This window comes from Corticimicrobacter sp. (assembly GCF_040137905.1).
In the GTDB taxonomy this organism is placed as follows: domain Bacteria; phylum Pseudomonadota; class Gammaproteobacteria; order Burkholderiales; family Burkholderiaceae_B; genus Corticimicrobacter.
Genome location: NZ_JBEFDG010000071.1, coordinates 1 through 12,538, shown reverse-complemented (window position 1 = coordinate 12,538; position 12,538 = coordinate 1). Strand labels below are relative to the sequence as shown.

The following is a 12,538-nucleotide window of genomic DNA, read 5'->3' as shown; positions in this document are numbered from 1 at the left end:
TGTATCCGAATCCCGCCGCATCCCACCTTGATGCGGCGCAGACAGCGCGCTACAGTCGGGACTTGCCTTCCGACCATGGAGTCGCACCTCGTGTCTCTCGCCCGCATTCCCTTTTCCGTCCTCGACCTGGCCCCCATCGTCCAGGGACAGACCGCCGCCCAGGCCTTCGACAACAGTGTCAGGCTGGCCCAGCATGCCGAACGCCTGGGTTTCGAACGCTTCTGGGTGGCAGAGCACCACAACATCAATGGTATCGCCAGCAGCGCCACCGCCGTGCTGATCGGCCACATCGCGGCACAGACCCGCACGATCCGCGTCGGCTCGGGCGGCGTGATGCTGCCCAACCATGCTCCGCTGATCGTGGCCGAGCAGTTCGGTACCCTTGAAAGCCTGTTTCCTGGGCGGATCGATCTGGGGCTGGGACGTGCGCCCGGCACCGACGGCGTGACACAGCAGGCCCTGGGCCGCTCGCCACGCAGCGGCCTCGACTTTCCGGACCTGCTGGAAGAATTGCGAGGCTATTTTCGCCCTGCCCGCCCTGGGCAACCGGTCCGCGCCGTCCCTGGAGAAGGCCTGGACATTCCCATCTGGCTGCTGGGCTCGAGCGATTTCAGCGCCCGGCTTGCTGCCGGGCTGGGGCTGCCATTTTCCTTTGCCGGACACTTTTCCCCGGAAGGCATGGCAGCGATGCACCTCTATCGCCAGTTGTTCAAGCCATCGGCCACGCTGGCGCGTCCACATGCCATGATCTGTGTCCCGGTCGTGGCCGCAGACACCGATGCACAGGCGCAACGCCTGGCCACCACGCAGCAGCAGAAATTCCTGTCCCTGGTGCGGGGCAACCGCCTGCAGTTGCAGCCGCCCGTCGATGACATGGCGGCCTTGTGGACGGAACAGGAAGAATGGGCGGTACGACACCGGCTGGCTGCCGCCATCGTCGGTGATGCTGCGACGGTCGAGGCCGGATTGCAGGATCTGCTGCGGCGAACACAGGCCGATGAAATCATGATCGTCGGCGATTTCCATGACATCAGGGATCGCCTGCGCTCATACGAAATCCTGGCTGAGATCAAGGCCCGGCAGGTCTGACAGGCTGCTTAAATACGCCCCACCAAGCTGACTCGTTCATTGGTGGGGCCATGCGTTTCGCACATCTCGGACGCTGTGTGAACAGACCGAGTACAGCACCTGCGCCAGTTCGGATTATTTGCCGACCTGGTCGCCGATGATGCCGCCGATCGCGGCACCACCGACCGTACCCAGCACACTGCCCCCGGAGATCACGGCTCCCGCCACGCCGCCGATGGCCGCACCGCCGGCCGTGCTTTTCTGTCGCGTATTCATGCTGTCCCAGGAACTGCAGCCTGCTGCTGCAACGACGGTTACGCCAACCAGCGCCACTTTACACATACGGATAAGCTTGTCTGTATTCATGATGATGCTCCTGAATGAAGGCAAACACATTGATTGCACTCAGGGTCTCATGATGACAAATTTTTGCACCGAAAATGTAACAAAGGCCGCTACACATACAACTGGATATTGACCATGAATGTGTTGGAGAGACGCACCAAACCAAGAAAAAATGTACGTTTCAACGACAAAAATAAATTGTAATGTATGATCACAATTAAATTATGTGTGCCATAGCCGGCCTCAACCGGACCACCTGAGCATGCCTGCCCTTTGTGCCGGCTTGTCCATCAGATCGGGGCGTTTCACGAGAGATTCTTATCATGCAGCAAGCCGTTCCGTCTACTGCCACGCACTCCGTATATTCGCTGGCACATCTGGCGGCAATGGACCGCATCATGGCAATCGCCGAATTCGATGTCAACGGCCAGCTTCAGCATGCCAATGATAACTATCTCAACCTGCTCGGCCTGACAGCAGAAAATGCAGCCGGGCGCAGTTATATCAGCTTCTGCCAGCCGGAGTTCGTCGATCGCGGTGAGTACGAGAGCTTCTGGAACAAGCTTCTGGCCGGCCAATCCCATTCTGGACTGGCCGAACGGCTGCGCGATGATGGCCGCCAATGCTGGCTGGAAGCCACCTACATTCCCATGCCCGATGACAACGGGCAGATCCAGCGTATCCTGAAAATTGCGACGGACATTACACAACGCATCGAACGCGAACGTGATCAGCAAAAGAACCTGCATCTGCTGTCGCTGGTCGCTGATGCCAGCGATGCAGCCGTCATGATTACGGACCATAGCTCCGAGGTCATTTATATCAACAGCGGCTTTACCCGGATGTTCGGCTGGAATCTCGAAGAAATTCGCCAGCGCAGTGCCATTCCGCTGCTGGCACCGAATCTCGACGATGAATACGCACAGAATTATCGCGCTACCCTGCGCAATGGTCATTCCATCGAGCGAGAAGAACTGCTGACCAGCAAGGATCGCCAGCGCTGCTGGGCCAAGATTTTCAGCAATCCCATTTTTGATATCGACGGCAACTGGCAATACACCATCACGGTCCTGACCGATATCACCATCGCCAAGGTCCATGAAATGCTGCAACGCCAGACACTGGAACACATGGCGCGAGATCGGCCGCTGACCGAAGTGCTGGAAACCATCTGTCACGAAGTCGAGCGAATTGCCCCCGAACTGTGCGCCTCGATCCTGGAGATCGACGAGCACGGCAAGCTGCATCCCCTGGCAGCCCCCAGCCTGCCGGCTGATTACTGTCAGGCGCTGGATGGCCTGTCGATCGGTCCCTGCGTCGGCTCCTGCGGCACGGCAGCCTGGCTCAACGAACCGGTGCGGGTCGACGATATCGCCACGGACCCTCGCTGGGCACCGTACCGTGAACTGGTGCTGCCGCTGGGACTGACCGGCTGCTGGTCTACCCCTATCCGCAACAGCATCGGCAGGGTCATCGGCTCATTCGCATTTTATTTTCGACGCTCGCGTGACGACTCCTCGATCCTGCTGCACCAGCGTCTGGTCGATGCCTGCACACATTTGTGCGCACTGGCACTGGAGCGCGAACACAGCCGCACGCGCATCCGGCAACTGGCCTTCTATGACGAACTGACCGGCATGCCCAATCGCAACCTGCTGCATGCCAAGGCAGACCAGAGCATTGCTGCTGCGACGCGCGACCGCACGCCCCTGGCCGTACTTTTCATCGATCTTGATCGTTTCAAGCAAATCAATGACTCGCTGGGGCATCCTGCCGGTGACGAAGTACTGCGCCAGATATCCGAACGCCTGCAACGCAGTCCTGAGTTCGATATCCAGGGCCGCCTGGCAGGCGATGAGTTCATCGTCGTACTGCCCCGGCAGACTGCAGAGCAGGCCGCACTGACCATCGAGCAGATCCAGGCTGAACTGGCAGCCCCCATTGCCGTCGCCGGCACGACGCTGTCCATTTCGGCCAGCGTGGGCGTTGCCATGTTTCCGACCGATGGCCACGACATGGAAACCCTATTGCACCGGGCCGATATCGCCATGTACCAGGCCAAGCGCAGCGGCCGTGGCCACTGCAGTTTCTACAGCAGCGAAATGAATCAGCTCGCCCAGGAACGCATGGCGCTCGAAAGCGCATTGCGGCAGGCGCTGGAGAACAGCCAGTTGCATCTGCATTACCAGCCGCAGATAGAGATGTCCACCGGCGAGCTGTATGGCGTAGAAGCATTGGCTCGCTGGTCCCATCCGGGGCTGGGTGATATTTCACCCGCCCGCTTCATCCCGCTCGCTGAAGAATGCGGCCTGATTGCCGATCTCGGCCGCTGGGCGGTTGGCGAGGCATGCCGGCAATTGGCCCAATGGCGCACCCAGGGCCTGGCCATTCCTGCCGTATCGGTCAACCTGTCCCCCACCAGCTTTCACAACCTGGAACTGCCCAGCATCATTGCCAGCACGCTGCAACAGCACGCGCTCAAGCCCGAAGACCTGACGCTGGAAATCACCGAAAACATCCTGCTGGATACCAACCCAGGCACGATGAAAACGATTTCCGAAGTCCAGGCCCAGGGCGTACGCCTATCGATGGACGACTTCGGCACAGGCTATTCAAGTCTGAGCTACCTGCGTCGCCTGCCCATTTCGGAACTGAAGCTCGATCGCAGCTTCGTGGCCGATCTGGAAAACGACGAAGCCGCGCAGGCACTGAGCCGCGCCATCCTGGGCATCGGCCAGAGTCTGCGCCTGACGGTGGTGGCCGAAGGTATCGAGACACAGGCGCAAAACCTGATGCTGCGCGAACAAGGCTACCCCGTGGCCCAGGGCTACCTGTTTTCCAAGCCCCTGGCACCGTCTGACCTGGAGCGCTGGCTGGCGGAGCGCGTCGTGGCACACTGAAGCCATGCCTGGCAGCGCCCCTGCCGGCCGCCTGTCACCTGCCTCCCTGATACCCAGGGACAATCGGCAGCACCGGCGTCACACCACCAGCCGTAGCCGCAGGTAGCCTTCCACATCGATGGTTTCATGGCCCTTGCGGACATTGAACGTCCCTGCCTTGTCCCACCACATCCCGTCGCCCCGAGCAAAGGCTGCCCGATAGCGGGTCATCACATCATCCGGGGATGACACCAGGTCGGCACTCAGTTTGTCCAGGGTCCACAGCCGCTTCTCGAACGCAGCTCCCGTGACACGCTCGACAACCTCGGCCAAGCGCCCATATGAAAGCGTATCTCCTGCCAGATAAACCACCTCATTGGCGATGCGCGGCCGGGCAAACAGGATCTCCGTGGTGAGCCTGCCGATGTCTTCCGGCGTGGTCACGGTCACTTTCGTCTCCCAGTCACCCAATCCGTGAATGACCTTGCCATCGAGATCCACGACACCGAAATCCGGCTCGAACAGGAAACTCGTGAACATCCCGGTCGAAACGATCACCCACTCGGTCGCCTCCTGCCCTCGCAGCAATTGCCGGACCTCGAACTGCTCATCGAAGACGGGCTGGCCACTGCCACGCCCGACGACATCGTAATCGACGCCGAATTGCCATGGAAAATACCGCCGCACACCTGCGGCCAATACTGCCCGGGTGATCCTGAGCTGGGTTCCCGCCCCGGCCACGAAGCCCGTGCAGTTGAGCACGGTACTGTACTGTCCGAACACTGTCTCCAGGGCCTGCGCATCGCTCGAGAGGTCAAGGCCCAAGACCGCCACGCCCAATTCGCGCAGTTCCGCCAGATTCGCCGCACCTTGCGCCGAAGGATGGCTGATCGTGCCAGGGGACACCAGAACAGTCAGTGCTGCCTGCGCCGCACTAGCCCGGGGAGCCAGCGCGCGCAAGACAGCCATGCCAAGCTGGCCGGCCCCCAGGACGAGCATATTCTGCTGGCCCTGCCGTTCGTCACTTCCTTGCTGATTATTCATTTTCCAGCCCTTTTTAATTTAAGTATCGCTATCTTGCACCAATATTCGCTGGAAATTGCATCCCAAAAAATCACTTCATAATTTGAATAAATGCAATAATTAAGCAAAACTGCGCAACCCATACTGCGCACCTGCAACCCTCACCGGAGTGCCCGCATGGACAGATTTCAGGCCATGGAGACCTATATCCGCGTAATCGAGGCAGGCAGTTTCAGGATGGCGGCGGAAACGATGCACGTCCTGCCCTCCACGGTGACACGAACGATCAAGGAACTCGAAGCCCACCTGGGTATCCGCTTGCTGAATCGGACGACCAGGGCCTTGAGCGTGACGGACGCAGGGCTTCGCTACTACGACAGTTGCAAGGTCATCCTGCGCGACGTGCAGGCGGCAGAAGGGGCCACCGCCCAGCAAACAGGCATGCTTCGAGGCCGCATCCGGGTCAGTTCGACACCCTCGCTTGCCAAAGGCTTCATCATTCCGGCGCTCCGGCGCTTTGCCGAGCGCTATCCGGGTATCGATCTCGATTTCGACCTGAGCGATGCCACACTCGATGTCATCCAGCGTGGCATCGACTGTGCCATCAGGACGGGAGCCTTGCCGCCCTCACGCCTCATTGCCCGTCAGATTGGTTCATTCCAATGGTACGTCTGCGGTTCACCTGACTATTTCGAACGGCACGGCACACCATGCGATCTCGACGCACTCAGGTTGCACAGGGCTGTTGGTTACGTCAACAGTCAGACAGGCCGCCCGATGGCCTGGTCTTTTCTGGAAGGCGGAGAAACAAAGCGCATCGACATGATCGAACATGTCCGCGTGAACGACACCGACGCCTATGTCTGTGCCTGCACGGCAGGCCTGGGGCTGATCCGCGTCGCCAGCTATATGGTGCATGCGCTGCTTGCCGAAGGCCGCCTGGTCAGAGTGCTGGGCAGCATCGAAACGCCCCGGGAACCGATCTCCATCGTGTATCCACAAAGCCGGCATCTTTCGCCGGCTATCCGCGCCTTTATCGACTGGTGCATGGATCGGATAGGGAAAGAGGCGCAGCACTGGTAGCCATCAATGCCCCACTGTCCGGAAACAAAACGGCGCAACCAAAAGGCTGCGCCGTTTTTCTGCTGCATGACAGGTGCCGCGCAGCTTTCCGATGGCAAGCTTACTTGCGCTTAACCGGCGGCAGGTCGGTGCAGTGTCCCAGCGCAGCCTCGGCAGCCATGCCCATCGACTCGCCCAGCGTCGGGTGCGGGTGGATGGTCTTGCCGATATCCACTGCATCTGCGCCCATCTCGATGGCCAGCGCAATCTCGCCAATCAGGTCACCCGCATGGGTACCGACAATGCCACCACCCACAATGCGGCCATCCTCGGCATCGAACAGCAGCTTGGTAAAGCCTTCGTCGCGACCATTGGCAATGGCACGGCCCGAGGCTGCCCAGGGGAACAGCCCCTTGGTCACCTTGACGCCCTGGCGCTTGGCATCCTCTTCGGTCAGGCCGACCCAGGCCACCTCGGGATCCGTGTAGGCCACGGCCGGGATGACGCGGGCATCGAAATGGCTCTTCTCGCCAGCAGCCACTTCGGCAGCCACGTGCGCCTCATGCACGGCCTTGTGGGCCAGCATGGGCTGCCCGACCACGTCGCCGATGGCGAAGATATGCGGCACATTGGTGCGCATCTGGCTGTCTACCTCGATGAAGCCTCGCTCGGTGACGGTCACGCCGGCCTTGTCGGCTCCGATCAACAGGCCATTGGGCTTGCGGCCCACTGCCTGCAGTACCAGATCGTAGCGCTGTGGCTCCTTGGGCGCATTCTCGCCCTCGAAGCTCACCCAGATGCCATCCTCGCGCGCCTCTGCCGCCACCGTACGGGTATTGAGCAGAATGTGGTCAAAACGTGGGGCATTGATCTTCTGCCAGACCTTGACCAGATCACGGTCAGCGCCCTGCATCAGGCCATCCTGCATTTCGACCACATCGAGACGGGAGCCCAGCGTGGAATACACCGTGCCCATTTCCAGGCCGATGATCCCGCCGCCGACGATCAGCATTTTCTGAGGAATCGACTTGAGCTTGAGTGCGCCGGTCGAGTCGACGATGCGCTCGTCTTCCGGCAGGAAAGGCAGCTTGACCGACTGGCTGCCGGCCGCAATGATGGCGTGCCGGAAGCGCACCACCTGTTCGCCCTGTTCCGTGGCCACACGCAGATGATAGGGGTCGACGAATTCGCCCACGCCCTGCACCACCTGAACCTTGCGGGCCTTGGCCATGCCGGCCAGCCCACCGGTCAGCTTGGCGATGACGCTATCCTTGAAACCACGCAGCTTGTCGAGATCGATCTTCGGCTCGCCGAAGGTGATGCCGTGCGCTTCCTGCGCCTTGGCTTCCTCGATCACGGCGGCGGTATGCAGCAATGCCTTGGAGGGAATGCAGCCCACATTCAGGCACACGCCGCCCAGGGTTGCATAACGCTCGACCAGCACCACCGACAGCCCCAGGTCCGCAGCACGGAATGCCGCCGAATAACCGCCGGGGCCGGCACCCAGCACCAGCACATCGCACTCGGCATCGACCTTGCCGGCGTAGCTGCCGGCCGGGGCCGGGGCTGCCGTCTTGGGCGCTGCGGGTGCGGGCGCTTCCTGCCTGGGTGCGGCAGGAGCCGCGGCGGCCTTGGCGGGCTCAGCCGCAGCGACAGGTGCTGCCGATGCGCCGGCAGCCTCGATCTCGAGAATGTCGGCCCCTTCGGCAATCTTGTCGCCGACCTTGACCTTGATGGACTTCACCACCCCGCCCTGCGAGGCCGGGATCTCCATCGAAGCCTTGTCCGACTCCACCGTAATCAGGCTTTGCTCTGCCTCGATGGTATCGCCCACCGACACCAGAACCTCGATCACTTCCACTTCGCTGAAGTCACCGATATCGGGCACTTTGATGATTGTGCTCATGGGGTCGCTCCTTACAGGATGGCGCGGCGGAAGTCCGCCAGCAGGCTGCCCAGGTAGGCATTGAAGCGGGCGGCAGCGGCACCGTCGATCACACGATGGTCATACGACAGCGACAGCGGCAGCGTCAGGCGCGGCACGAACTGCTTGCCATCCCAGACCGGCTGCTGTGAAGAGCGGGACACACCCAGGATGGCCACTTCAGGCGCATTGATGATGGGGGTGAACGAGGTGCCACCGATACCGCCCAGCGACGAGATCGAAAAGCAGCCGCCTTGCATTTCTGCCGGCGCAAGCTTGCCGTCGCGTGCCTTCTTGGCCAGATCGCCGGTTTCCTGCGCCAGCTCCAGCACGCCCTTCTTGTCGGCGTCGCGAATGACGGGCACCACCAGGCCGTTGGGCGTATCGGCCGCAAAACCAATGTTGTAGTACTGCTTGAGCACCAGGTTGTCGCCGTCGAGCGAGGCGTTGAACTCGGGGAACTTCTTGAGCGCGGCCACCACGGCCTTGATCAGGAAAGCCAGCATCGTGACCTTGATGCCTGCACGCTCGTTTTCCTTGTTCAGGCGTACGCGCAGCGCTTCCAGTTCGGTAATATCCGCTTCGTCATTATTGGTGACGTGCGGGATCATGACCCAGTTGCGATGCAGATTGGCACCGGAGATCTTCTTGATGCGCGACAGGGGTTTGTTCTCGACCGGGCCGAACTTGGTGAAGTCGACCTTGGGCCAGGGCAGCAGATCCAGCCCGGCACCACCACCCGACTGCGTTGCAGCCGATGAGGAGGTCGCGCCACCTGCCAGCGCCTGCTTGACGAACTGGCGCACATCCTCGACCACGATACGGCCCTTGGCGCCGGAACCAGCCACGCGCCCCAGATCCACACCCAGTTCGCGGGCAAACTTGCGAATGGAAGGCGAAGCATGCGGCAGCTTGCCGCCTGCAGCCGGCATGGCCGGCAGCGATGCCGGCGGCGTGCCGGTCGTTGCAACCGGTGCGGCTGCTTTGGCAGGTGCCGGAACCTCTGCCGACTTGGCGGCTGCGGCCGGCTCGGCCTTGGCTGTCTCGGCGGCGGCAGGCGCTGCCTCGGCCCTGGCTGCCGGTGCAGCTGCACCGGCCGGCTCGACTTCCAGCACCACGCTGCCTTCGGCGACCTTGTCGCCGACCTTGACCTTGATGGACTTCACCACCCCGCCCTGCGAGGCCGGGATCTCCATCGAGGCCTTGTCCGACTCCACCGTGATCAGGCTTTGCTCAGCCTCGATGGCATCACCCACCGACACCAGAACTTCGATCACTTCCACTTCGCTGAAGTCACCGATATCGGGAACCTTGATTTCTACGATTTGGCTCATCTCGATGACTCCCTATCAAGCGTACTGCGGATTGGCTTTGTTGACGTCGATGCCATATTTGGCAATGGCCTCGGCCACCTTGGCACGCGGCAACTTGCCTTCGTCGGCCAACGCCTTGAGCGCCGCCAGCACCACGAAATGGCGATCGACTTCGAAATGCTCACGCAGCTTGGAACGGAAATCCGAGCGGCCATAGCCATCGGTACCCAGCACCTTGAACGTGCGGTTGGCCGGCACGAACGGACGAACCTGGTCGGCAAACAGCTTGACGTAGTCGGTCGAGGCGATGATCGGACCTTCGTGGCCTGACAACTGGGCCGTGACGTACGGCACCTGTTGCTCGGCATCCGGGTGCAGCAGGTTGTGGCGCTCGCAGTCCAGGCCATCGCGACGCAATTCGGTGAAGCTGGTGATGCTCCATGCGTCGGAAGCCACGCCCCAGTCCTGTTCGAGCAGATCCTGGGCTGCCAGCACTTCGCGCAGGATGGTGCCGGAGCCCATCAGTTGCACGCGCAGGTCACCCTGTCCACGCGAATTGCAGATGTACATGCCGCGGATGATGCCGTCCTCGTCGCCTTCCTTGAGGCCAGGCTGGGCATAGTTCTCGTTCATGACCGTCAGGTAGTAGTACACGTTTTCCTGATTCTCGACCATGCGCTTGAGGCCGTGCTGCATGATCACGGTCAGTTCGTGGCCGAAGGTCGGGTCATACGATACGCAGTTGGGGATCAGCGCCGACATGATGTGGCTGTGGCCGTCCTCGTGCTGCAGGCCTTCGCCGTTGAGCGTGGTACGCCCGGCGGTACCGCCCAGCAGGAAGCCGCGAGCCTGCATGTCACCCGCTGCCCAGGCCAGGTCGCCGATGCGCTGGAACCCGAACATCGAGTAGTAGATGAAGAACGGGATCATGATACGGTTGTTCGACGAATACGAAGTCGCCGCTGCAACCCACGAGCTGAATGCACCCGCTTCGTTGATGCCTTCCTGCAGGAGCTGGCCGTTGGCCGATTCCTTGTAGTACATCACCTGATCCTTGTCGACCGGCACGTACTTCTGCCCTTCCGGCGCATAGATACCGATCTGGCGGAACAGGCCTTCCATCCCGAAGGTTCGCGATTCATCGGCCAGGATGGGCACCAGGCGCGGGCCCAGTTCCTTGTCGCGCAGCAACTGGTTGAAGAAGCGCACGAACACCTGGGTGGTCGAGACTTCGCGGCCTTCGACCGTCGGTTCCAGCATGGACTTGAAGGTTTCCAGGCCAGGTACCTTGAGCTGCTCGTCAGCGTGGGTACGGCGCTTGGGCAGGTAGCCGCCCAATTCCTTGCGACGCTCGTGCAGGTACTGCATCTCGGGCGTATCGTCGGCCGGCTTGATATACGGCAGCGATTCGATCTGTTCGTCAGCGACTGGAATATTGAAGCGATCACGGAAATGACGGATCGAATCCAGATCCAGCTTCTTTTGCTGGTGCGCGGGATTCTTGGCTTCGCCGGCATGGCCCATGCCATAGCCCTTGATGGTCTTGGCCAGGATCACGGTCGGTTGGCCTTCGTGCTTGGTGGCAGCATCGAAGGCGGCAAACACCTTGTGCGGATCGTGGCCGCCGCGGTTCAGACGCCAGATGTCATCATCGGTCATGCGGGCGACCATCTCCAGCAGCTTGGGATGCTTGCCGAAGAAATGCTCGCGCACGTACTTGCCATCATTGGCCTTGCAGGCCTGGTATTCGCCGTCGACGGTTTCTTCCATCACCCGGCGCAGGATGCCTTCCTTGTCACTGGCCAGGAGCGGATCCCAGTAGCCGCCCCAGATCAGCTTGAGCACGTTCCAGCCGGCACCACGGAAATCGCCTTCCAGTTCCTGGATGATCTTGGCATTGCCGCGCACCGGGCCGTCCAGGCGCTGCAGGTTGCAGTTGATGACGAAAATCAGGTTATCGAGTTTTTCGCGTGCGGCCAGACTGATCGCGCCCTTGGATTCGGGTTCGTCCATTTCGCCGTCGCCGCAGAAGACCCAGACCTTGCGCTTGCTGGTGTCGGCAATGCCGCGGGCATGCAGATACTTGAGGAAACGGGCCTGATAGATCGCCATCAAGGGGCCAAGGCCCATCGAGACAGTGGGGAACTGCCAGAATTCCGGCATCAGCTTGGGGTGCGGATAGGACGACAGGCCCTTGCCGCCGACTTCCTGGCGGAAATGATCGAGCTGGTCTTCGGTCAGGCGACCTTCCAGATAGGCGCGACCGTAGACACCCGGCGAAGAATGGCCCTGGAAATACACCAGGTCACCGCCATGATCTTCGCTTTCGGCATGCCAGAAATGATTCTGGCCGCAACCGATCATCGTCGCCAGCGAGGCGAACGAAGCGATGTGACCGCCCAGATCACCACCATCGGGCGGCGACTTGCGATTGGCCTTGACGACCATGGCCATGGCATTCCAGCGCACAAAGTGGCGAATGCGGGCTTCCAGTTCAAGGTTACCCGGGTGCTTGGGCTCGAGCGCGGCGGGAATGGTATTCAGGTAGGCCGTGTTCGGCGAAAACGGAATGTGGGCACCCGAACGGCGCGCCTTGTCGATCAGGCGTTCCAACAGGTAGTGTGCCCGCTCCGGGCCCTCCTGCTCCAGCACCGAGGTAAGGGCATCGAGCCATTCTTGCGTTTCGAGCGCGTCGGCGTCGTTGGCGGGGTCGTGCAGACCGGCATGATTCAGAGCGGACATCTATTGTCTCCTGTAAGGGGGTCCTATCCGATCCAGGGGATGCCCAGTCTTGTCGTAGCGACGCCCTGTTTTCGGCTATCGGATCGGATCAAGCATGGCTTACTGCTCCCGTGGAGTCAACGCATTCTAGGAAAGACCCCCGGACAGGGCAAGCAAAATTTCACTTTGCGGGATAGCATTTC

8 protein-coding genes are annotated in these 12,538 nt (G+C 61.1%); 3 read left to right on the top strand and 5 right to left on the bottom strand.

What is annotated here, in order from left to right:
- Window positions 1-75 precede the first annotated feature (75 nt).
- A complete protein-coding gene (locus tag ABN482_RS11940; RefSeq protein WP_349504200.1) occupies window positions 76-1,089 on the top strand; it encodes an LLM class flavin-dependent oxidoreductase in 1,014 nt (337 codons plus the stop codon).
- 114 nt (window positions 1,090-1,203) lie between these two features.
- Here ABN482_RS11940 and ABN482_RS11935 read toward each other — a convergent pair whose 3' ends face one another.
- Complete coding sequence (locus ABN482_RS11935) at window positions 1,204-1,410, bottom strand: YMGG-like glycine zipper-containing protein (RefSeq protein WP_349504314.1); 207 nt, start codon at window positions 1,408-1,410, stop codon at window positions 1,204-1,206.
- A 326-nt stretch (window positions 1,411-1,736) separates the two neighbouring features.
- On the opposite strand from ABN482_RS11935, the gene ABN482_RS11930 reads away from it, so the two are divergent.
- The gene (locus ABN482_RS11930) at window positions 1,737-4,313 is read left to right on the top strand and encodes a bifunctional diguanylate cyclase/phosphodiesterase (RefSeq protein ID WP_349504199.1); all 2,577 of its coding nucleotides are present in this window, start codon (window positions 1,737-1,739) and stop codon (window positions 4,311-4,313) included.
- 78 nt (window positions 4,314-4,391) lie between these two features.
- Here ABN482_RS11930 and ABN482_RS11925 read toward each other — a convergent pair whose 3' ends face one another.
- Window positions 4,392-5,336 (bottom strand): aromatic alcohol reductase, encoded by a 945-nt coding sequence (locus ABN482_RS11925; RefSeq protein WP_349504198.1) that lies wholly within the window; start codon window positions 5,334-5,336, stop codon window positions 4,392-4,394.
- Between the two features lie 156 nt (window positions 5,337-5,492).
- On the opposite strand from ABN482_RS11925, the gene ABN482_RS11920 reads away from it, so the two are divergent.
- A complete protein-coding gene (locus tag ABN482_RS11920; protein WP_349504197.1) occupies window positions 5,493-6,398 on the top strand; it encodes a LysR family transcriptional regulator in 906 nt (301 codons plus the stop codon).
- A gap of 100 nt (window positions 6,399-6,498) precedes the next feature.
- On the opposite strand, the gene lpdA is transcribed toward ABN482_RS11920, so the two are convergent.
- From lpdA to aceE, 3 genes are read right to left on the bottom strand one after another with little or no spacing between them, the layout of a single operon-like run.
- The gene (gene lpdA / locus ABN482_RS11915; RefSeq protein WP_349504196.1) at window positions 6,499-8,283 is read right to left on the bottom strand and encodes a dihydrolipoyl dehydrogenase; all 1,785 of its coding nucleotides are present in this window, start codon (window positions 8,281-8,283) and stop codon (window positions 6,499-6,501) included.
- A gap of 11 nt (window positions 8,284-8,294) precedes the next feature.
- On the bottom strand, window positions 8,295-9,635 hold the full coding sequence (gene aceF, locus ABN482_RS11910) for a dihydrolipoyllysine-residue acetyltransferase (RefSeq protein ID WP_349504195.1): 1,341 nt from the start codon (window positions 9,633-9,635) through the stop codon (window positions 8,295-8,297).
- Window positions 9,636-9,650: 15 nt separating this feature from the next.
- Complete coding sequence (aceE, locus tag ABN482_RS11905) at window positions 9,651-12,356, bottom strand: pyruvate dehydrogenase (acetyl-transferring), homodimeric type (protein ID WP_349504194.1); 2,706 nt, start codon at window positions 12,354-12,356, stop codon at window positions 9,651-9,653.
- Window positions 12,357-12,538 lie beyond the last annotated feature (182 nt).

Excerpts from the sequence above, each read along its gene's own strand:
- ABN482_RS11925 (WP_349504198.1), bottom strand. The coding sequence starts at position 5,336 with ATGAATAATCAGCAAGGAAGTGACGAACGGCAGGGCCAGCAGAATATG.
- ABN482_RS11940 (WP_349504200.1), top strand. The coding sequence starts at position 76 with ATGGAGTCGCACCTCGTGTCTCTCGCCCGCATTCCCTTTTCCGTCCTC.
- aceF (WP_349504195.1), bottom strand. The coding sequence starts at position 9,635 with ATGAGCCAAATCGTAGAAATCAAGGTTCCCGATATCGGTGACTTCAGC.
- aceE (WP_349504194.1), bottom strand. The coding sequence starts at position 12,356 with ATGTCCGCTCTGAATCATGCCGGTCTGCACGACCCCGCCAACGACGCC.
- lpdA (WP_349504196.1), bottom strand. The coding sequence starts at position 8,283 with ATGAGCACAATCATCAAAGTGCCCGATATCGGTGACTTCAGCGAAGTG.
- ABN482_RS11935 (WP_349504314.1), bottom strand. The coding sequence starts at position 1,410 with ATGTGTAAAGTGGCGCTGGTTGGCGTAACCGTCGTTGCAGCAGCAGGC.
- ABN482_RS11930 (WP_349504199.1), top strand. The coding sequence starts at position 1,737 with ATGCAGCAAGCCGTTCCGTCTACTGCCACGCACTCCGTATATTCGCTG.
- ABN482_RS11920 (WP_349504197.1), top strand. The coding sequence starts at position 5,493 with ATGGACAGATTTCAGGCCATGGAGACCTATATCCGCGTAATCGAGGCA.